The 20,406-nt window shown below is 58.8% G+C and carries 19 protein-coding genes; 9 read left to right on the top strand and 10 right to left on the bottom strand.

Features of this window, described 5'->3' with window-relative positions:
- Positions 1 to 14: 14 nt before the first annotated feature.
- From GJQ55_RS02850 to GJQ55_RS02840, 3 genes are all read left to right on the top strand, one after another.
- A complete protein-coding gene (locus GJQ55_RS02850; protein ID WP_228346008.1) occupies positions 15 to 578 on the top strand; it encodes an LPS-assembly lipoprotein LptE in 564 nt (187 codons plus the stop codon).
- Positions 575 to 1,579: a DNA polymerase III subunit delta gene (holA, locus tag GJQ55_RS02845; RefSeq protein ID WP_228346007.1), complete on the top strand. Its 1,005-nt coding sequence runs from the start codon at positions 575 to 577 to the stop codon at positions 1,577 to 1,579. The genes GJQ55_RS02850 and holA overlap by 4 nt, the downstream gene beginning before the upstream one ends.
- A gap of 268 nt (positions 1,580 to 1,847) precedes the next feature.
- Positions 1,848 to 2,444, top strand: a complete 597-nt coding sequence (locus GJQ55_RS02840; RefSeq protein ID WP_228346006.1) for a hypothetical protein — start codon at positions 1,848 to 1,850, stop codon at positions 2,442 to 2,444.
- Between the two features lie 25 nt (positions 2,445 to 2,469).
- On the opposite strand, the gene GJQ55_RS02835 is transcribed toward GJQ55_RS02840, so the two are convergent.
- Together GJQ55_RS02835 and GJQ55_RS02830 are read right to left on the bottom strand one after the other, a co-directional pair.
- On the bottom strand, positions 2,470 to 3,297 hold the full coding sequence (locus tag GJQ55_RS02835) for a sugar nucleotide-binding protein (RefSeq protein ID WP_228346005.1): 828 nt from the start codon (positions 3,295 to 3,297) through the stop codon (positions 2,470 to 2,472).
- Positions 3,298 to 3,393: 96 nt separating this feature from the next.
- The gene (locus tag GJQ55_RS02830; protein ID WP_228346004.1) at positions 3,394 to 3,765 is read right to left on the bottom strand and encodes a hypothetical protein; all 372 of its coding nucleotides are present in this window, start codon (positions 3,763 to 3,765) and stop codon (positions 3,394 to 3,396) included.
- 141 nt (positions 3,766 to 3,906) lie between these two features.
- Between GJQ55_RS02830 and GJQ55_RS02825 the strand changes: the two genes are divergently transcribed.
- The gene (locus GJQ55_RS02825) at positions 3,907 to 5,529 is read left to right on the top strand and encodes a methyl-accepting chemotaxis protein (protein WP_228346003.1); all 1,623 of its coding nucleotides are present in this window, start codon (positions 3,907 to 3,909) and stop codon (positions 5,527 to 5,529) included.
- A 68-nt stretch (positions 5,530 to 5,597) separates the two neighbouring features.
- Here the strand turns inward: GJQ55_RS02825 and GJQ55_RS02820 are convergent, their stop codons facing one another.
- Genes GJQ55_RS02820 through mpl form a run of 4 tightly spaced genes read right to left on the bottom strand, consistent with a single transcriptional unit; the run spans position 5,598 to position 9,606 of the window.
- A complete protein-coding gene (locus GJQ55_RS02820) occupies positions 5,598 to 7,208 on the bottom strand; it encodes a thrombospondin type 3 repeat-containing protein (protein ID WP_228346002.1) in 1,611 nt (536 codons plus the stop codon).
- Between the two features lie 27 nt (positions 7,209 to 7,235).
- On the bottom strand, positions 7,236 to 7,583 hold the full coding sequence (locus tag GJQ55_RS02815) for a PA3694 family proteiin (protein ID WP_228346001.1): 348 nt from the start codon (positions 7,581 to 7,583) through the stop codon (positions 7,236 to 7,238).
- 21 nt (positions 7,584 to 7,604) lie between these two features.
- The gene (locus tag GJQ55_RS02810; RefSeq protein WP_275944429.1) at positions 7,605 to 8,228 is read right to left on the bottom strand and encodes a flavin prenyltransferase UbiX; all 624 of its coding nucleotides are present in this window, start codon (positions 8,226 to 8,228) and stop codon (positions 7,605 to 7,607) included.
- Positions 8,221 to 9,606 carry a UDP-N-acetylmuramate:L-alanyl-gamma-D-glutamyl-meso-diaminopimelate ligase gene (gene mpl, locus GJQ55_RS02805; protein ID WP_228346000.1) on the bottom strand — a complete coding sequence of 462 codons (1,386 nt, stop codon included), beginning with the start codon at positions 9,604 to 9,606 and terminating at the stop codon, positions 8,221 to 8,223. The genes GJQ55_RS02810 and mpl overlap by 8 nt, the downstream gene beginning before the upstream one ends.
- Before the next feature lie 207 nt (positions 9,607 to 9,813).
- Between mpl and GJQ55_RS02800 the strand changes: the two genes are divergently transcribed.
- Entirely contained in the window at positions 9,814 to 10,785 is a 972-nt protein-coding gene (locus tag GJQ55_RS02800; RefSeq protein WP_228345999.1) for a class 1 fructose-bisphosphatase, read from the top strand.
- A 57-nt stretch (positions 10,786 to 10,842) separates the two neighbouring features.
- Here GJQ55_RS02800 and GJQ55_RS02795 read toward each other — a convergent pair whose 3' ends face one another.
- Entirely contained in the window at positions 10,843 to 11,742 is a 900-nt protein-coding gene (locus GJQ55_RS02795) for a hypothetical protein (protein ID WP_228345998.1), read from the bottom strand.
- 4 nt (positions 11,743 to 11,746) lie between these two features.
- A complete protein-coding gene (locus GJQ55_RS02790; RefSeq protein WP_228345997.1) occupies positions 11,747 to 13,900 on the bottom strand; it encodes a TonB-dependent receptor plug domain-containing protein in 2,154 nt (717 codons plus the stop codon).
- 157 nt (positions 13,901 to 14,057) lie between these two features.
- Between GJQ55_RS02790 and ppa the strand changes: the two genes are divergently transcribed.
- Positions 14,058 to 14,582 carry an inorganic diphosphatase gene (ppa, locus tag GJQ55_RS02785; protein WP_228345996.1) on the top strand — a complete coding sequence of 175 codons (525 nt, stop codon included), beginning with the start codon at positions 14,058 to 14,060 and terminating at the stop codon, positions 14,580 to 14,582.
- 66 nt (positions 14,583 to 14,648) lie between these two features.
- Here ppa and GJQ55_RS02780 read toward each other — a convergent pair whose 3' ends face one another.
- A complete protein-coding gene (locus tag GJQ55_RS02780) occupies positions 14,649 to 15,116 on the bottom strand; it encodes a PAS domain-containing protein (protein WP_228345995.1) in 468 nt (155 codons plus the stop codon).
- Positions 15,117 to 15,276: 160 nt separating this feature from the next.
- Here GJQ55_RS02780 and GJQ55_RS02775 point away from each other — a divergent pair, with 160 nt between their 5' ends.
- Genes GJQ55_RS02775 through GJQ55_RS02765 form a run of 3 tightly spaced genes read left to right on the top strand, consistent with a single transcriptional unit; the run spans position 15,277 to position 19,249 of the window.
- Complete coding sequence (locus GJQ55_RS02775; protein ID WP_228345994.1) at positions 15,277 to 16,200, top strand: MerR family transcriptional regulator; 924 nt, start codon at positions 15,277 to 15,279, stop codon at positions 16,198 to 16,200.
- Positions 16,197 to 17,204 carry a class I SAM-dependent methyltransferase gene (locus GJQ55_RS02770; protein WP_228345993.1) on the top strand — a complete coding sequence of 336 codons (1,008 nt, stop codon included), beginning with the start codon at positions 16,197 to 16,199 and terminating at the stop codon, positions 17,202 to 17,204. The genes GJQ55_RS02775 and GJQ55_RS02770 overlap by 4 nt, the downstream gene beginning before the upstream one ends.
- Positions 17,183 to 19,249 carry a TonB-dependent receptor plug domain-containing protein gene (locus GJQ55_RS02765; RefSeq protein WP_228345992.1) on the top strand — a complete coding sequence of 689 codons (2,067 nt, stop codon included), beginning with the start codon at positions 17,183 to 17,185 and terminating at the stop codon, positions 19,247 to 19,249. The genes GJQ55_RS02770 and GJQ55_RS02765 overlap by 22 nt, the downstream gene beginning before the upstream one ends.
- Here GJQ55_RS02765 and GJQ55_RS02760 read toward each other — a convergent pair.
- A complete protein-coding gene (locus GJQ55_RS02760; RefSeq protein ID WP_228345991.1) occupies positions 19,220 to 20,398 on the bottom strand; it encodes an MFS transporter in 1,179 nt (392 codons plus the stop codon). The genes GJQ55_RS02765 and GJQ55_RS02760 overlap by 30 nt on opposite strands.
- Between the last annotated feature and the right edge of the window lie 8 nt (positions 20,399 to 20,406).

The raw sequence follows: 20,406 nt of genomic DNA, 5'->3' as shown, positions 1-20,406 counted from the left end.
AAATTGGGATGTTTATGCGTATTGTTGCCTGGATTTTGACTGTTACCCTGCTGGCCGGCTGCGGCTGGCAGCTGCGCGGCGTAACCCCGCTGCCACCGGAGTACCGGGTACTGCACCTGCAAAGCCAGGCCAGTAACAGCTTTAATCAGCAACTGCGCCTGCAACTGGAATTTAACGATGTGGTGCTGGCTGACGAAGCCGCCGACGCCCAGGCGGTACTGACGGTGGGTGCGCTGGAAATTGAACGCCGTACCTTGTCCATCAACAGCAGCGGTCAGATCGGCGAATACGAACTGAACGGCCGCCTTGAAGCCCGCCTGCAACGCAACGACCGCGATGGTTTTGTCTTAATTGAACTGCGCGGCCGCCGTTACCTCAGCAACGACGTCAGCAACGTAGTGGGCACCGCCAACTCCGAACAGCAGCAACGCGCCGATCTGGAGCGTGACATGGTGCGGCAGCTGTTACGCCGCCTGCAGCGGCTGAATTACGACAGCGAAATGCAGACTGACGACACCAGCGCCACTCCCGGCGCCACACCCATCGACAGCCCAGACGCCAACGGAGCCGGTGCGTGAAAATCCGTCAGGATCAGCTCAGCGCCACGCTCAGTAAAGGGCTGGCCCCGGCCTATCTGGTCAGCGGCGATGATCCGCTGCTGATTATGGAAGCCTGCGATGATATACGCGCTGCGGCCCGTAAAGCCGGTATCGACGAGCGCGAGCTGTTTCACGCCGAAGGCAGTTTTGACTGGAATCACCTGCGCGACGAGGCCAGCGCCATGTCGCTGTTTGCCAGCCGCCGCATTCTGGAAGTCCGCATCCCCAACGGCAAACCCTCCGATAAGGGCGACACACTGCTGGCACTGATCAACAACCCCAACCCTGACAACCTGCTGTTAATCGTCTGCCCGCGCCTGGATGCCAGCATGCAACGGGCCGCCTGGGTCAAGGCGGCGGAGAAACAGGGCGTCTGGTTGCCGCTGTGGCCGATTGACCGCAATGACTTTCCCGGCTGGCTGAAACGCCGCCTGCAACAGGCCGGCTTACAGATCGAACCGGCAGCGCTGGCATTGCTGGCGCAACAAACCGAAGGCAACCTGCTGGCCGCCGTGCAGGAAATTGAAAAACTGCGCCTGCTCGGCACCCAGAGCATCAGCGAAGAACTGATACAGCAAGCCATTGGCGACAGCTCGCGCTTTGATGCCTTCGGTCTGGCCGATGCCTGCCTGCTGGGCAAACTGGCCGAAGCCGTGCGTATTCTTAACCACCTGCAGGCCGAAGGGGTGGAAGCCATTATGATTCTGGGCGCATTGCTGCGGAAAATCCGCCAGCTGCTGGCGTTAAAACCCCTCAGTGGCCAGCAACTCAGCGAAGCCTTTACCAAACAGGGCATCTGGCCTAAGCAACAGGCGCCGTTCAAAAAAGCCCTGCAGAAACTCAGCCAGCAACAGCTGGAACAAGCCTTATTACAGGCGGAAAAGGTTGATCAGGCTATCAAAGGCAGCGGTGAAAATCCCTGGCGTTTGTTAAGCGAACTGGTGGTTTTGTTAACAGATGTAAAACTGCCAACCGGTTAACGGTTGACTTGTCTTACCGGTCACAGACAGATGGCCGCCCCACCCCCATACTGCCAGCATCAGAAATCCCCACCGGGCAGAATGCCCTGCCGGTAGCAGACAGCACTGGCGCACCCGGTCGGGCCCATGGGTGACAAATTTTGTCAGTTTGTGACGCAGTACAGAAACCCGACTGGCAAACCACCCGGCTTTGCATAGTATGCAAGCGAACCAACACGACGGGTTGCGGTCATACCGCCGCTTCCGGGAGTATCAAGAGGACAGGCTTATGAACGCACTGAATCAAACCCAGCAAAATTCGGATCTGGTGTGGGATCTGCAAAAGATCCATCAGCATCAGCGCGCCCTGTCCTTTGTGAAACAGTTTGAAAACCGTTTCTGCGTGTTTTCATCCACCGTGCGTCAGCTGTATACCAACTACAGCATCTTCTTTCCCGAAGAAGCCAACCGCCAGCTGGTGATCCTGCCCGACCCCTACGCCTTTCACGACACCTTCAGTCATCTGAACCCGGATGCCGTGCAATCCACCGGCCTGCACGTTATTCCCGGCAATCTGATCGGTAAACAGGGGCTGTATCTGGTGATTTCGCACAAAGACAAAAACGTGCGTTCGGTGCCGATTCCGTTTCAGGAAGGTATCCGCCAGATTCTGCGCCGCTCCAACAGCAGCGACCCTTTTCTGCCGGTCTTAATGAAAGGTGATTTGCGCGAATTCAACGACAAAATGCCCTGTCTGCACCTGAACCGACTGCGCCTGAAAGAACTACCCAACCTGTCAGCGCTGGAACGGGAAGGCATCCGCACCATCATCACCGACAAACTTATGCGTCTGTATCAGGAATCTTCGGCGCTGAACCTGGGCTGAACCAAGACTGCGGTAATCGTACCGTTCAGGCGTCGGCCCGGTAATACCGCCGCACTAACCGGCTCAGTCCTTTGCGCCAGGCCTTGGGCTTAATGCCAAAAGTATAAAATAACCGCGTATCGTCGCCACTGGGCACCCAGATGGCCGGCATCACCCCGCCCTCCTGCGACGTCAGCTTCACCGCCCCCAAATCCTCGTATTGCCCGGCTTCCGCCAGCAAGGCCTCCGCAAAGGCATAGGACGAGACCGGCTCGACCCCGCAAAAATGGTACGTGCCCCATAAGTCATCGGTGCAGGACGCCTGTTTGAGCATGGCAATAATCACGTCAGCGACATCATCGGCCGGTGTCGGGCTGAACTTACGCTGCATATCCAGCGCCGGCTGCGCCTGCTCACGAATTAACGTCAGCAGCTGGTTGGCAAAGTCCTGAGTCATCAGCGAAAACCCCTGACCAATACGCAAAATAAGATGGCGACGGTTTTGCCGGGTCAGTGCTTCAATGGCCAGCAAGTCTTCCGCCAGAGCGGTATGGGCAAAGGTTTCTTCCTGTTCAGCCCAGCCCTTGTCTGCCCGGGGCGGAAACACCGCCAGCGACGATAACAACACCACCGGCACATCTTCTTCGGCGGCCTGCTCCAGCCAGAACGGCAGATGGGCGTAATCGTCCGGATGAAACAGCGACGGCACCAGCACAAAGAATGGTTTGCCAGCCGCCAGCACGGTCATGCGTTCTCGGCTTTCCAGCCCGAAGCCCTTGTACATCAGATCCTGGGCGGCCAGGGCACGACTGAGAAAATGCCCGACCGGCCGGTTGGCGCCAATGATATAGGTGTAAAAACGGCTGATGGACACGCAGCACTCCGCATAAGAAACGATATGGCGCGCATCATACCGCGATGCGGATCAGCAACAAACCAATGCGAAAAACCAAGGCGAATGCGGAAGGAATCAATGTGCCAGCGACAGGCGGGCCTGTTCATGACGATTGTGCAGCGCATCCTCTTTACTGCCGAACAGCTGCACAAAGTTAAGGCTGATCAGCAGCACCCGGCCATCGCACAGACCGACGTAACCGGCCCGATACTCCTGCACAAAACGCTCTTGCCGGGGCATCAACAATGGCGCCACCGCCACCGATGCCACCAGCCCGTTACCCAATGGGTCCCCCACCTGCTGCGGGCTGCGGTACAGACTGAGGCTGTCAGCGGCAATGACTAACGCGGTGCCATTCACCAGCGTCAGCACTTCCACGGCACCAGCCTGCGGCAGCTGACGGCACTCGGTGGTGCGGATCAAATCAGATGATGAAGCACTGAGCATAAGAACCCCCGTAAAAAGCGCTGATTCTAGCCTATTCCCACTAACAAGGTCGGATATAGGGAAAATATCTCCGGCAAATTTTCCATCACTGTCTACAATTGCCACTTATCCCTGATTACTACTGTTTAAAGGAATGCCGCCATGTTGCGTAATATCCGCATTGGTCAACGCTCTGTGCTGTTTTTTGGTCTGCTGGGCCTGATCACCCTGCTGCTGGGCTTATTTGCTGTTGGGCAACTGAATACGCTCAGCCATGCCGCAGAAGAGCTGGGCCTTGAGCGCCTGCCGCAGGTCAACAACGTTGGCGAAATGCGCCGCGATTTTCTGTTTACCCGTCTGCATGCCGTAAGTTTAGTGGTGGCGACCAACGAAGCCGGCAAAGAACGCTCACGTCGGCGCTTACAGGAAGTCACCGCCAGCTATCAGCAAGCAGCCGACCGTATGCAGGCACTGGTAAAGAGTGAGAGTGCCAAAGCCTTGCTGCAGGAAATTAATAAAGGCAAACAGGAATACGACCGTATTCTGGTCGAATGGCTGGATATGCTGGAGCGCGGAGAAACAGAAGCCGCTGAACAGCTGCGTGAAGATAAAGTCGGCCCGCTGTCCATCAGCCTTACTGCCAGTCTGAACAAACTGGCCGCTCTCGAAACTGAGTCGGCCAAACGTACAGTGACTGAAGCCCAGGACATCAGCGCCAGCGCGTCCTTCAGCATTTACGCCGCCATTATTGTTGCCCTGGCGGCTGTGGCCGTACTGGCCACCCTGTTCAGCCGCAGCGTGGTTAACCCTCTGCAGAAAGCCGTTACAGTGGCCCAGCGGGTTGCCACCGGTGACCTCAGCCAGCCGATTCAGGATCAGGGTAAAGACGAAGCCGCTGATATGATGCGCGCCCTGCACCAGATGCAGGACCAGCTGCGCGAAACCATCAACCATATTTCCGACTCGTCCCATCAGCTGGCCACCACCTCGGAAGAACTGAGCGTGGTCACCAACGACGCCAGTGAAATCGTGCATCAGCAGGGCACGCAGCTGGAACAGGCGGCCACCGCAGTGAACGAACTGACCGTGGCGGTGGATGAAGTTGCCAACAGCGCCAGCACCACCTCGTCCAACTCCGAGCAGGTCAATGCCAAAGCCCGCATGGGCCAGGGCAAACTGGAAGAAACCATCGACACCATCGGCAAACTGGTGGGTGAAATCGAAAAAACCACCAACGGCATTATGGTGCTGGCCAACAACGTCAAAGACATTGGTCAGGTGCTGGATGTTATCCGCGCCATTGCCGAACAAACCAACCTGCTGGCCCTGAACGCCGCCATCGAAGCCGCCCGCGCGGGTGAGTCTGGCCGTGGTTTTGCCGTGGTCGCCGACGAAGTACGCGCCCTGGCCCACCGTACCCAGGAATCCACCAAAGAAATCGAACGCATGATCAACAGCGTGCAGAGTGAAACCGACTCCGCCGTTCACAATATGCAGACCAGTAACGAATGGGCCAACAACACCCTGGACATGGCGAATCACCTCGGCAGCGCCCTGGCTGAAATTACGGTACTGATCGGCCAGATCAACGAACAAAACCTGAATATTGCCAGCGCTGCAGAAGAACAGGCTATGGTGGCCCGCGAAGTGGACAAGAACCTGGTCGCCATCCGCGACCTGTCGTTCCAGACCTCAGCCGGTGCCAACCAGACCAATGCCTCCAGCCAGGAACTGGCACGACTGGCGGAAAACCTCAGCAACCTGCTGCAGAAATTCCGTCTGTAATCGTTCCTCCCCGCATAAAAAAATGGCCGCCTGTTCAGGCGGCCATTTTTGTTTTAACCCGCAGTGTCTTACTTAAGTGACCGGCGCGCCGTATTACCGGCCTTATCTTCCGCCATTAACGTCCAGCCCACCACGCCCTGAGCCGCAGAGCACTGAATGCGGAAATGGCCGCTGTAGATCAGTTCGCCGTCGCAGCGCTGGCCACTGCTGTGCTGCAGCCAGACGGCCCGCAAGCCCATGCCATCGTCATAGGCCATACCCTGCAGCCAGCCCGGTTCGGTGGCAGACCACTGCACCAGGTCCAGCACCGGCGGTTCGACATCCGGAAAGCTGTTGCGGTTGCGTGGGTCACTGCCTGCCCGGCGCTCCTGCGCATTGCTGAAACCATCGCCGTCGATGTCCGGGTCAGCGTTGTCACCCACGCCATCGCCATCCAGGTCCGCCCATTCGGTGGCATCACGGGGAAACGCATCCTGCCCATTGGCGACGCCGTCACCGTCGATATCGGCGTCCAGCGCATCCGGAATACCATCGCCATCCAGATCGGGCGGTACCGACAACGGGTCGCGCGGGTCAAAGCCCAGCTGCTGCTCATCCGTATTGGCAATACCGTCACCGTCAGTATCCGGGTCGCTGTTATCGCCCACACCATCGCCATCCAGATCGGCCCATTCACGCCGGTCATAAGGGAAAGCATCCTGTTTATTCAGTACGCCATCGCCGTCGATATCATCGTCCAGCGCATCGGGAATGCCGTCGCCATCCCGATCCGCGGGTTTCGATAAGGGATCACGCGGGTCAAAGCCCAGCGCGGTTTCATGCTCATTACTGATGCCGTCACCGTCGATATCGGCATCGCTGTTATCGCCCCGGCCGTCATCGTCCATATCGGCCCATTCACTGGCATCCAGCAGGAAAGCATCCTGCGCATTGGCCACGCCATCGCCGTCCATATCGTCATCCAGTGCATCGGGAATGCCGTCACCGTCCAGATCCGGCGGCACCGAGAAGCGGTCGTAAGGGTCAAACCCCAGCGCCGTTTCCTGTTCGTTGCGGATGCCATCGCCGTCGATATCCGTATCCTGGTTATCCCCCACGCCATCGGCATCCAGATCAAACCATTCCGTCGGGTCATCCGGGAACATATCCATGGCGTTACCAAAGCCATCACCATCGCGGTCGCTGTCGAACGCATCGGGAACACCGTCGCCGTCACGGTCGGGCGGCACCGAGTCGCGGCTCAGCGGGTTAAACCCTAAGGCTATTTCCTGCACATCGGGCACGCCGTCACCGTCGGCATCGGGGTCAGCGTTATCGCCAATACCGTCGCCATCGAGGTCGGACCATTCGTTGGGATCAAGCGGGAACAGATCCTGCGCATTGGGCACACCGTCACCATCAATGTCCGGACTGGCTTGCTGCGGATCGTAGCCCTGCGCTTGTTCATCCCGGTTGCTGATGCCATCACCATCGATATCATCATCAAAAATATCGGGAATGCCATCGCCGTCCTGATCGGCCGGGCGCGAGGCTTTATTCTGCCAGTCGTAACCCAGCTGCATTTCAAAGTAATCGGCGATGCCGTCACCATCGGTATCGGGCAGCTGCGCCATGGCCAGCGCCGGCAGCAACAAGCCGCCGAGACTGGCCCGGACTAAGGAACGTGGTGTTTTTTTCATTATTATTATTCGGGTTATGACAAAGAATCAGTTGCCTTGCAGCGGCCGGTTAATATCCACCTGACAGGCAATGCCGCGGTTTTTACTGTCCACCAGCACACCGGCAACTTCTTTGCCGTTATCGGGGCGCAGCAGTAAGTAACCATTCACACAGAAGGCCACTTTACCGGACGGTTTCGGCGACACTTTCACTTCTTCACTGGTGTTCAGCGCCAGCAGGCGGAATTCTTCCACCACCGCAGCATCGGCAGCCTTGGGGTGCTGAATAAAACCGTAGTATTCCAGCGCCAGCACCGCGACCAGGATGCCAAGAATAAAGCCCAGACCAATCCACTTGGTTAAATCCGGTTTGTCGTGCGTTTGTACTTCAGTCATACAGGTTCCCCAGTGTGTTCATTATTCGTCACTGCCGGCGGCATCTTTGCCCCAGGCCGGCATTAATTGCTGTTCAACGCCCAGCTGATTCAGGATTCTGGCCACCACAAAATCGACCAGATCATTCATGCTTTGCGGCTGGTGATAAAAGCCCGGGCTGGCCGGCAGTATCACCGCGCCCATGCGGGTAAGGCTGAGCATATTCTGCAGATGAATTTCGGAATACGGCGTTTCCCGCGGCACCAGAATCAGCTTACGGCGTTCTTTCAGCGCCACGTCGGCGGCGCGTTCAATAAGGTTATTGCTGGCACCGCAGGCAATGGCTGACAGCGTGCCGGTGCTGCAGGGGCAGATCACCACCGGCCCCGGCTGGCCGGAACCTGAAGCCCAGGGCGCCATCCAGTCTTCCCGGCCAAACACCCGCAGGCGGTGTTCATCAACCTGAAACAAACGCTGCAGGGTTTCTGCCTGCGCGCGCGGATTGCCCGGCAACGCCAGCGCCGTTTCGGTGGCCACCACCAGCTGCGCGGCTTTGGAAACGATCACATCCACTGCCCGCCCCGCCGCCAGCAGTACCTCAATTAAGCGCAGCGCATAAGGGCTGCCGGACGCGCCGGTAATGGCGACACAAATACGCTCACTCATGCACAGATTCCTGTAAGGCGGCCAGCAGTTTACGCGGCATGCCGGCAAAACTGCCGTTCGACATCACCACAATACGGTCACCGGCACGGGCTTCGGCCAGTACCGCCGACACTAACGCCGCATGGTCGGTAAAGCTGTGGCCTGGCTGGCGGCTGGCGGCCGCCACTTCGGCCAGCGACCACTGAATATTGTCGGGCTGAAACCAGAAGGCGATGTCGGCAGCGTCCACCGAGGCAGCCAGTTCGGCTTTGTGTACGCCCAGCTTCATAGTGTTGGAGCGCGGTTCCAGCACCGCCAGCAGACGACCCTGCGGTTGTTCTTTCAGCAGGCGGGCACGGGCACCTGCCAGCGTGGTGGCAATGGCGGTCGGATGATGAGCAAAATCATCGTAAACCTGAATACCAGCGTGCTCACCCACCCGCTCCATGCGGCGCTTTACCGAAGCAAATTGGCTTAACGCGGCAGCGGCAATCTCAGGTGTTACGCCGACATGACGGGCGGCCACCAACGCGGCTACGGCGTTACTGACGTTGTGCAAACCGGTCAGCTGCCATTCCACCCGGACATCGTACTGGCCATCCACACTGCGCACGCGGAAGGCGGAAGCGTCGGCACTGTCCAGCTGCCATTGCCAGTCGGCCGCGGCCGTCTGGCCAAAACGCTGCACCGGGCTCCAGCAACCCATGGTCAGCACCCGCTCCAGCGCCGCTTCGTTATCCGGCAGAATAATCTGGCCATTGGCCGGCACGGTGCGCAGCAGGTGGTGGAACTGGCGTTCAATGGCGGCCAGATCAGGGAAAATATCGGCGTGGTCAAATTCCAGATTGTTCAGCACCAGTGTGCGCGGCTGGTAATGCACAAACTTGGAACGTTTATCGAAAAAGGCGGTGTCGTATTCGTCGGCTTCAATCACAAAAAACGGTGAACCGCCTAAGCGCGCCGACACGCTGAAGTTCTGCGGCACGCCGCCAATTAAGAAGCCTGGCTGCATACCGGCGTATTCCAGAATCCAGGCCAGCATGCTGCTGGTGGTGGTTTTGCCGTGGGTGCCGGCCACCGCCAGCACCCAGCGCCCCTGTAACACAAACTGTCCCAGCCATTGCGGCCCCGACATATAGGGAATACCGCGTTCCAGCACGTATTCCACCGATGGGTTACCGCGCGACAGGGCGTTGCCGATAATCACCAGCTCGGTATCAGCGGGAATATTGGCCGGGTCAAAGCCTTCGCTGAGGCTGATACCAGCGGCCTCCAGCTGGTCACTCATGGGTGGATAAACCCCGGCATCACTGCCGGAAACCCGGTGGCCCTGCTGCTTGGCCAGCTGGGCCAGCGAGCCCATAAACGTACCGCAAATACCTAAAATGTGCAGGCGCATAAACTCTGTTGAATCCGCAACGTGGCTGAAAAGAATGCCGGCTAGTGTACTGATAAGCGCCCTGCGGCCCAAGGGAGGAATCGGTCTTTTGCGGCATCCGCCCCGCTGGGCGGCAATATCCGCACAACCGGCACTGAAATCCGTTACAGATTCGGGTAAACTGCGCGCCATCTTTTTATCCGATGCCAACCACGCCGGGGACCCCACATGCAGCGTTTACGCACCTTTCTGGATCATCACTGTAATAACCCGGCCCTGGTGTCGGTGATTGAAGGCCTGATGGTGGCCTGTAAAGACATCGCCTACAAAGTACAGCTGGGGTCACTGGCCGGCGTACTGGGCAGTGCCGAGCAGGACAACATTCAGGGCGAACGCCAGAAAAAAATGGATGTGATCGCCAACGACCTGATCAAATACAGCCTGCAAACCATGCAGCCGGTGAAGGGCATGGCCAGCGAAGAAGAAGCCGACCCGGTGGCCTGTAACCCGGACGGTGAATTTCTGGTGCTGTTTGACCCGCTGGACGGTTCGTCCAACATTGACGTGAACGTTACCGTCGGCACCATCTTTTCCATTCTGCAGTCAAACCCCGGCGACGACCCGACCCACGAATCCACCTACCTGCAACATGGCCGCGAACAAATCGCCGCCGGTTATGTGCTGTATGGCCCGTCTACCCTGCTGGTGCTGAGCACCGGCAATGGCACGCACATGTTTACCCTTGACCCGCGTGTGGGTGAGTTCTACCTGCAGCGTGAAAGCGTAAAAATTCCCGCCACCACCAAAGAATTCGCCATCAATATGTCGAACCAGCGTTTCTGGCTGCCGGAAATGCAGAAATACGTGAGCGACCTGCTGCGCGGCGAAGAAGGCCCGCTGGGCAAGCGTTTCAATATGCGCTGGATTGCCTCGATGGTGGCCGAGATTCACCGCATCCTCACCCGCGGCGGTATTTTTATGTACCCCTACGACAGCCGCGAGCCGAACAAACCCGGCAAACTGCGTCTGATGTACGAAGGCAACCCGATGAGCATGCTGGTGGAGCAAGCCGGTGGCAAAGCCTCTACCGCTTACGATGACATTATGGATGTGGAACCCACCAGCATTCACCAGCGCGTATCGGTGGTGATGGGTTCAGCCGATGAAGTGGATACCGTGGTGCGTTACCACGCCTCCTGATCCTGCCTTTTTGCTTTTCCTGCCTTAACCGGGCCTGGCCAGCAGGCCAGCCCGGTATCAGCGTTTTTCCTGCCCTTGTAATTGCCGTTCCAGCTCGTCACTGTCGGGCACCAGCAGGTTCAGCGAGCGCGCCACCTGCGGGTTAATACCCACCCGGAAATATGGGTTGTAAGCCGGGGCCGGCCACAGGCCGTCTGCCAGCCCGGCATTCAGTATTTCGTGCAACCGCTGTGCCACTTCGGCATTACCACTGTAGGTGGTGGCCAGTGCGCCGGCGCGCAGATACGCACTGCCCGGCCCCAGCAACGGAATACTGCGCCGGTAGGCGGAAATCAGAATGGTTTTGATATTGGCGGCGTTATACAGCTGCGGATCGTATACCCCCAGCAAGGCCCGGTTTTCGCGCAGCAATTCCAGCAGGGCATGGTTCAGGCTGTCGTAATCACTCAGGTAATAAGGGGTTACGCCGGCACCGGCCAGATCCAGTCCGGCCAGGCCACTGACCGGCCAGAATGCGCGGTCCTGCAACAGTACACCTACTGGTACATCCTCACCCAATAACAACCGGATCAGGGCCAGTTGGCGGGATAACGGCGGCTCGGTATAAATGGCGCTGACCGGCGCCGGTTGTGCGGCGGCCACGTCGGCGCGACTGACAAACACCGCTACCGCCGGCAGACTGCGGTTGTTCCAGCCCGCCAGTGCCTGCGGCCCCACCAGCACAGCCGCCTGATACTGCTGTGGCGACAGCGCCCGCTGCTCGGCCAGCAGGCGTACCTGTACGGTACGCCCGGTCAGTTCCGCGGTACGGTTAGCCAGATCCTGTACCAGTGGTAAGGGTTCGTGAGTAACAAAGACCAGCTGCGCCTGCAGCGGCTGTGACCATAAGCAGAATGGCAGCCAGAGCAGAATAAGCCAGCGCAGCGGGGGGTGTATCGGCGCATCCATGCGGTTCATTGCGTCAGAACTCCAGTCCTGCCTGCAGGTAATAAAGGTTCGGGGTTGAATAGCGCTGGGTGTAATGCCCCAGGGCTTCCTGTGCAAACTGATGCTGCCAGAATACGCCGGTCCAGAACTGATAGCGACCCACCTGCCAGTCTTTGCGCACATAGAGCTCAGAACGCTGATACAGATTCTCGCCGTTGGCGTAACTGTCCAGCCACAGATACGACAAGGTCGCATTCCAGCCTTCGCCGCGGTGATGCCAGCTGGCGGTCAGGGTTTTTTCCGGGCTGATCCGGGTTTCCGACAACCGGGTGGCTTCGACATCGGTATAAGCCATGGTCAGCCACAACCAGTCAGAATGGTGCGGCTGCCACTTAAGCTGCATTTCCGCCCCCTGAATATCCATCCGGTCGTCGGACGTGACGTCCGGAGTCTCAAAATTGAGCGAGCCGGAGGTCAGATCGCGCAGTTCATCACGGTACAGTTTGATATCCAGCTCGGCGCGCCACTGTGGCAGCAGGTGGTAATAGCCCAGCTCAATACTGGTAATACGCTCCTGATCCAGACCGCGGTCAGCGGCAATATGGCTGAGGAAGTAAGTGCCTTCCGTCAGCTCCAGATAGTTGGATGCAGCACCAGTGAGCCCGGTAGAGGGTGAGCGCAGATTATAGGCCGTTAAGGTCCAGGCTGGCTGCTGCTCCAGCATATCCGGTGACCGCACCGCCTGAGAAAACACCGCCCGCACGCTCTGCTGCGGTGACAACAGCCAGTTCAGCGCCAGACGCGGTGAAAAAGCATCTTCGTTAATATCTTCCTGCTCATACATGGCACCGGCGTTCAGCAACAACCAGGGCTGCAGCCGCCACTCCACATTACCGAACAGGCGCACCAGATTATTGCTGCGCTGGCCTTTGAATAAAGATTCTGAATCGGCCTGATCGTGGCGATAGCTGATCCCGGATACGGTACGCAGGGTATCGTTCCAGATCACAGTATCCTGCCATTCAATATCCACACGCTGATCGACAATATTGGTGGGGACCGTACCACAGGTTTCGTCGTCCAGATTGATACCAAGCAAGGTCATATCCGGGAATCCGGCATTACTAAGAACCTGATTGTAGAGAGCAGCTTCAGCACTGGTGTTTAAAACGGATGAATCAAACGGATTGGCTATCAGTGCCAGCGTCCCCTGCGGATTTAACCGGTACAGATCAAACAACGCCGGATCCAGCAAAATCGTATCAACACATTCATACTGCCGCTGCGCCCGCTCTTCGCGCTGCCAGTACACCTGCAGCTGCGACCGGTGGTTGGCCGAAAAATCAAACTCCAGGTTGCTTTGCACAAAGACTGAATCGGTATCGCGCTTCTGCCATAAGCCCGGATCTTTGTTACCGATATCGGCATGGCTGTTGTTCAGCGCGGCGCGCAGCTGCCAGTGGGTACGGTCTGTCAGCGAGGTCTGATACACCCCCGACATAAACTGCTGGCGGTTATCGTCATTCCACTGGTCGTCGCCGTCTTCGGCAAACTCGCCGTCAAAACCATCATCGGCATAGTAGGCGCCGGTCAGGCGGTAACTGCCGCTGCCGGTCATGGCGGAATGGCTGATCAGGGCATCCTGCACACTCTGGTTACCACCGCGGTAACGCAGCCGGGTACCCAGGGTATCTTCCGGTGCTTTGCTGATAATGTTGATCACCGCCATAAAGGCGTTGGCACCATAAGTGGCCGAGCTGGGGCCACGGGTAATTTCGATGCGCTGAATATCTTCCAGGGCGATGGGAATATCATCCCAGCCCACCTGCGCAATGGCCGCTTTGTACACCGCGCGGCCATCCACCTGTACCTGCATGCGGCGCATAAAGTTCTGTACCGATGCGTGGTACACCACCGTGTCAGAGTTTTCACTCTGGCTGTGTCCCAGCACCATACCCGGCACAAAGCGCAGCAACTCAGGGATGGTACGGGCACCCCAGCTGCGGATCTGCTCCGCTTCAATAACCGTCACACTGGCCGGCACCTCAGCGCGGGGCTGCTTCAGACGGGTGGTGGTCAGCACCACCGGGATATCATCTCCCTGAATCAGAAAGTCATCCGGCACATCCTGGGCACAGACAGTACCTGCCAACAGCGGCAAGGTAAAAGCCAGCAAACTACGGCGCATGATTATCGCTTCATACAGAATTGAAAGTGGGCAAAGTCTAGGGGCAGCGGCGCACGCCGACAACCGCTTTATACTTATGGCAGACTGACAGCGTCGCGTCGCACCGCTATAATCGCCGCCGATTCTATTTTATTACCCACTCACTCAGGAAACTCCGATGAGCTATAACTCCATTCCGGCCGGTAAAGACCTGCCCCACGATTTCTACGTGGCCATTGAAATCCCGGCCAACCACGCGCCGATCAAGTACGAAATCGACAAAGAAATGGACTGCCTGCTAGTTGACCGTTTTATGGCTACCCCGATGTTCTACCCGGCCAACTACGGCTACATCCCGCACACGCTGGCCGACGACGGTGACCCGCTGGACGTACTGGTGATCACTCCGTATCCGGTACAGCCGGGTTCGGTTATCCGTGCCCGCGCCGTGGGCGTGCTGCACATGGAAGACGAAGCCGGTGGCGACGCTAAACTGCTGGCCGTACCGCACCAGAAGCTGACCCAGCTGTACAACGATGTAAACGACATCAACGATGTACCGGAACTGCTGCGCGAGCAGATCAAACACTTCTTCGAGAACTACAAAGACCTCGAAAAAGGCAAGTGGGTAAAAGTTCAGGGTTGGGGCAACGCCGAAGAAGCGCGTGACCTGATCGTGAAAGCTGCGGCCGCTGCCAAATAAGCAGTCGGACGCGACCATAAAAAACGGGAGCCTGGCTCCCGTTTTTTATGTCTGCTGTTCAGCCACTCAGGACTGCAGTTTGGCTTTCAGCTCGGCCAGTTCGGCTTCGGCGCGCAACGCCCGTTGTTCCAGCTCCACCTGCGCGGTGACGTCTTTCTGAATACCGATGTAGTAGGTCAGCTGATCGTCTTCATTATAAATAGGCGAAATGCTCAGCTCGTTCCAGAACAGACTGCCGTTTTTGCGGTAATTACGCAGAATCACGCGCGAGCTGTTGCCCTTGCTGATAGCGCCACGGATATTGGTCAGCCCGGCCTGATCACGGTCACCGGCCTGCAGAAAGCGGCAATCCTGATACAGAATTTCATCGGCGCTGTAGCCGGTTAAGCGCTCAAAGGCTTTATTAACGTAAATAAGGATATTGTCGTCACCTTCCTGTTCGGAAATGACGATGCCATCGTTGGACGCATCCACGGCTTTTTTCAGCAGCTCAAGGCTGATCGGACCCTGTTCATCGTACAGGTCTGTGACCATTGTCTTATCTCCGTAAAAGTCCGCTCACGGTAAGTTCGTGACCCTCAGCGGTCAAGAGGATGGGCGTTATTTGTTGCTGATTCTGCCGCTTTTTTTACTTTATGTATAACTGCTTATAGAATCCGGACAACTTTGTATAACGAATGGCCCGAGCGCTGTCATGTCACATCCAGACTCCGATACCCAGATGGCGTATTACCCGATCCGTGTTGTCTCTGCCGAGACCGGTGTTAACGCCATTACACTGCGTGCCTGGGAGCGCCGTTACGGGCTGATTACCCCGAAACGCACGGCCAAAGGCCACCGCCTCTATACCGAGCAGGACATTCTGCTGATCCGTAAAGTGGTGGCCCTGCTCAATCGCGGCATCCCAATCTCGCAGGCCCAGGCCATGCTGGCCAACGGTGAAGAACTGCCCGACGCCCCGGTCAGCAGCCGCGGCAAGCCCTCGCAATGGCAGCATTACCGCGAACAACTGCATCAGGCTGTACAGGATTTCAACAATCCGCAGCTGACTGCTTTATTTCAGGAAGTGAGCCAGTTTTTTCCCCTGGAAGCAGCACTGCGCTTTCTGTTTTTACCTCAGTACCGGCATTTGCAGGATAACGTCACCCAGACCCTGGGCATGGCGCGGCTGCGTTTTTACGCCGCCTTTCTGCAGGCCCGGCTGGCCTGGCGGTTAAGTGAACAGGCCGAAGCCAGCGACAGCGGGCGACCGGTGGTACTGCTGGTGAACTGCACCTGGGAAGACGATATTCAGCAACTGCTGCTCGGCACTCTGCTGCAACAACTGGGGCTGCAACCCATGTGGTTCAGCGGCCTGTTAACGCCGCAACAAATCGGTGAACTGCTGCAAACCCGCCACTGGCAGGCGGCGCTGGTACAACTGGGCAAGAACCCCACCGAAATGCAGCTCGGCCAGCTGCAGCGCCTGACTCAGGAACAAAGCCTGCCGCTGTTTGTTTACGGTCAGCCGGCGCGCCTGCAGGGGGCGTTATTGCAACACGGCCTGATCAACCTAACTGACGATCTGCACGACGCAGCGTTAACCATCCGCGATATGCTGCTGAGCCTGGAAGAATGAGCGCCAACCGCTATGAAATGCTGCTGCGTCACCCGCAGCTGCTCGATCAACACACCCTGATTCTGGGCGCCGAAGCCGATTTACCGGCCGGCTGGACCGCCCTGCTGCGCAATTCCGGCGCCCGCCTGCTGAGCTGGGACTGGCCAACAGTGCAACAGCACCAGCCGTTAACCGAACCGCAGGTACGCTTTGCCCTGCCGGAAAGCCGTGATCTGGACGGCGTGAAACGGGTGATTCTGCTGTGGCCGAAAGCCAAACCCCAGGCGCTGGCGCTGTTGCAGCTGGCCGCTACCGAAGCGCGCGAATGCTGGGTGGTGGGTGCCAACGATGCCGGCGGCAAAAGCATCGGCAAGGCCGTAGCCGGCCTGTGTGAACAGGTAGAAAAAATCGACTCCGCCCGCCATTGCGTACTCTGGCAGCTGCACTTACAGCCGCAGGCGCCGCTGAACTGGCTGAAAACCGCACAATCCTTCCGTTTTGGTGACCAGGCCTACCTCACCCTGCCCGGCGTTTTCAGCCACGGCAAACTGGATACCGGCACCGCCGTGCTGTTGGAACATCTGCCGGCCCCGGCTTATGGCAAGCTGCTCGATTTAGGCTGTGGCTCCGGCGTTATTGGCCTGAGCATGAAAGCCCGCCAACCGGCGCTGCAGGTAACCCTGGCCGATATCGACGCCTTTGCCCTGCACAGCACCCGCCTGAACAGTGCCCGGCTGGGGCTGGAAACCGAGGTGGTCGCCAGTGATGGGCTGGCCGGCATCAGCGGCCGCTATGATTATATTTTCAGTAATCCGCCCTTTCATCAGGGCAAAGAAACCGACTATGCCTTTGCCCGCCAGCTGTTCGCCAGCGCCGGCCCGCATTTAACCCGCGATGGCCAGCTGTGGCTGGTCGCCAACGCCCATCTGCCGTATGAAGACTGGGCCGCTGAGTCGTTCAGCGAGGTGCAGTTAATGGCGAAGCAACAGGGATTCAAGTTGCTGTGTCTGACCGGCCCGCGTTAACCGCTGCGCTGCTGGCGCTGGTTCTGACGCTGGCATCTGCCGCCGCCAGCGCCATGCCCCAGACTCAGGGCGACCGCGCCTATCCGCAGGAGGTGTACTCCGCCGCGGATTATCAGGTGTACAACCCGCAAACCCTGTATGACCTGTTACAGCGCCTGCCCGGCGTCACGCTGGGCATGCAGGCCGACGGGCTGGAAGAAATTCAGCTGCACGGCGTGGATACGCGCTACCTCAGCCTGCTGATCAATGGCCTGCCGGTCACCGGCACCGGCCTCAACAGCAGCCTGCTGACCCGGCAGATTCCCGCCAGCCTGGTGCAGCGCATTGAAATCGACCGCAGCGGCCGCGCCGACCTGTACACCGGTGGCGGCGGTGGCGGCACCATAAACGTGATTCTGGCCGATGCGTATTCCCACAGCGGCCTGCAACTGAGCCTCGGCGGGCCACTGCTGAGCAACCGCGAAAGCGCCGCCACCCAGTGGCTGAACGAACAAGGTGACCAGGCCCTGCGGATAGCCGGCGAACACCGGCTGGAACGACGCCAATGGCGTGGCAGCGGTGGCGATGGCAGCAGCAGCGGCAACTTCCGGCAGCACTTCCGCGAACAGCAGAAAACCCTGCTGCTGAACTACGCCGGTTTGTTCAATGAACGGCACCCGGTGCAGCTTTACGCCCTGCAGATTGACGCCGACGAAGAAGACCAGCGGCAGGGGTTTTATCCGCTCAATGCCCTGCAGACCAGCACGGCCGGCACCACCATTGACCAACAGCAAATGCTGGCACGGCGCAGCCAGCGCTTCGGTGGTGATATGCAGCTGAACTGGGAACAATGGCATCTGTCGTTGTTTTTCCTGCACGAACGTTTTCGCCAGCAACGCGACCTGCGCCTGCTGCAACCCGCCGCCCTTAACCAGCAACAGAATGTGCAGGATCAGCGCTTTCACGCCGGCTGGCAGCTGCGCGAAACCCGCTCCGAGCATCAGTGGAGCACCGGCCTCAGCCTCCAATACCTGCAACGCCGCAGCGACAGCGAGGGCAGCGGTATTGCCAGCAGCAATAACGAACGCAGCCATCTGCCTTACGATTACGGATACGATGAATACCGGTTGAGTTATTTTCTGCTCGACCGCTGGCACCTGTCGGCCAATACGCGGCTGGAAGCCGGCTTTCAGGTGGATACCTACGAACTGCAGCACGATGACCGCGCCGGCAGTGGCCGCTCCGAAGTGCTCAGCGACACCCACTGGCTGCCGTCCTTCCACTGGCTGCATGACCTGAGTGGCCGCAACCGTATCCGCCTGAGCATCAGCCAGAGCACCCGCCAGCCGGAAATTGCCGACCGCATTCCCTACGAATACCGCCAGGATGAACGGATCTGGCGCGGTAATGACGACCTGCAGGCCGAAGTGGTCAGCAGCTTTGACCTGAGTTACGAACACAACCCACGGCTGCACAGCAGCAGCCGCAACGACCGCAACAGCGGTTATCAGATCCGTTTGTTTCAGCGCCTGATCCGCGATGCCATTGTGCTGCAGGCCAGCCGGGAAACCACGGGCAGCGGCCCGGTAACGGTATTTCAGCCGGTGAACACAGAAGACAGCGCGCGGGTCTATGGGGCGGAGCTGGAAAGTGGCCTGCATCTGCCACGCGCCGGGTTGAAGCTGGAATTCGGGGCAGCGTTTTACCATTCCGAAATCCGCACCGATGAAGACTTACCCGGCCGCGAACGCCTGCCCGGGCAGCCGGAATATTTACTGCGGCTGGGGGCCAGCTGGCAGCAAAAGGAGTGGCAACATGGGTTGTTATGGCGTTTGCAGGGCGATACGGAACAATTTCTGCGCGACACCCAGGGCAATCTTCAGCTGCAGACACGCTCATCGCTGCAGCAGCTGGATCTGTACACGCGCCGGCACTGGCAGCACTGGCAAGCCGGCCTGAACCTGAGCCTGAACCCGTCACCGGCGGTGCGCTGGGAACAGGATCAGCGCTATCTGCAGCTGGAAGAACGCTGGTACTTACGCGTTAACCTCAGCAGCCACTTCTGAACGCGGCGTCCGCACCAGCATGACCGCCAGCAACAGCAGCAGCGGCAAAGCACTCAGCAGCAGGCCATGCCAGCCAAACAGCAACACCACGGCACCGGACGCCAGGGCGGCAAAAGCCTGTGCCCCAAACACCAGAAAATCATTCACGCCCTGTACCCGGCTGGCTTCTTCCGGCTGGTGAAACTGCCCCAGCATCGCCGTGCCGGCGACAAATAACAGATTCCAGGCCAGCCCCAGCAGCACCAGCCCGGCCCAGTAATGCACAAAGGTCTGATCCCACCAGGCCACCAGCACACACACCAGCATCAGCACCAGCCCCAGCGCAATCATCCACCAGCCACCGAAACGCCGGATCAGACGACCGCTGATTAACGACGGCAGAAACATGGCAACGATGTGTGACTGAATCACCCAGCGCGCCTCATCCAGACTGAAGCCCATACCCTGCGTCATGCTTAACGGGGTGGCCGTCATAATGTACGCCATTACGCCGTAACCACAGGCGCCGGCGGCCATCGCCAGCAGCAGGCCGCGCTGCTGTAGTAATTCCGGCCACGAGCGGCCACTGGCCAGCCGTTGCGTATCCACCGCAGGCGTAGCGGGCATGGTCAGCCACAGCACCAGCCCGGCCAGCACAAACAAGCCGGACAACCCGATAAAACTGGCGGTAAAGCCCAGCTGCGGAAACCACTGCGCCAACCGCGTCAGCTCCGGCCCCAGAAAGGCCGACACCAGCCCCGCCAGCAATAACTGCGAGGCGACTACCGGTGCCTGTGCCGCCGGCACCGCCGCCATGGCGGCAAAGCGGAACTGCTGCACCACCGCCGCCACCGCCCCAAACAGCAACGCACTGGCCACAAACAGCCAGAACTGCCCGGCATTGAAAGCCAGCGCCGCACCCAGCGCACTGACAGCGCCCAGCAACATACCCAGTAAAAATAAGGTTTTGCGGCCCAGCCGGGCCGCCAGACGCGCAGCGGGTAACGCCGCCAGCGCGGTACCCGACACCATAGCGGCGACCGGCAGAGTGGCAAAACGGGGATCGGGATGGAGTTGCGCGCCGATGATGCCACCGGCGAACACCATTAACGGCGCCGCACTCAGCGCCAGCGCCTGCGCCAGCATTAATCCACGGATCAAAACCGGCACAGAACAGT

It is taken from the genome of Venatoribacter cucullus (genome assembly GCF_016132445.1).
GTDB classification, from domain to species: Bacteria; Pseudomonadota; Gammaproteobacteria; order Pseudomonadales; family Oceanobacteraceae; genus Venatoribacter; species Venatoribacter cucullus.
The sequence above is the reverse complement of the archived record's forward strand: the minus strand, read 5'-3'. Positions and strand labels throughout refer to the sequence as shown.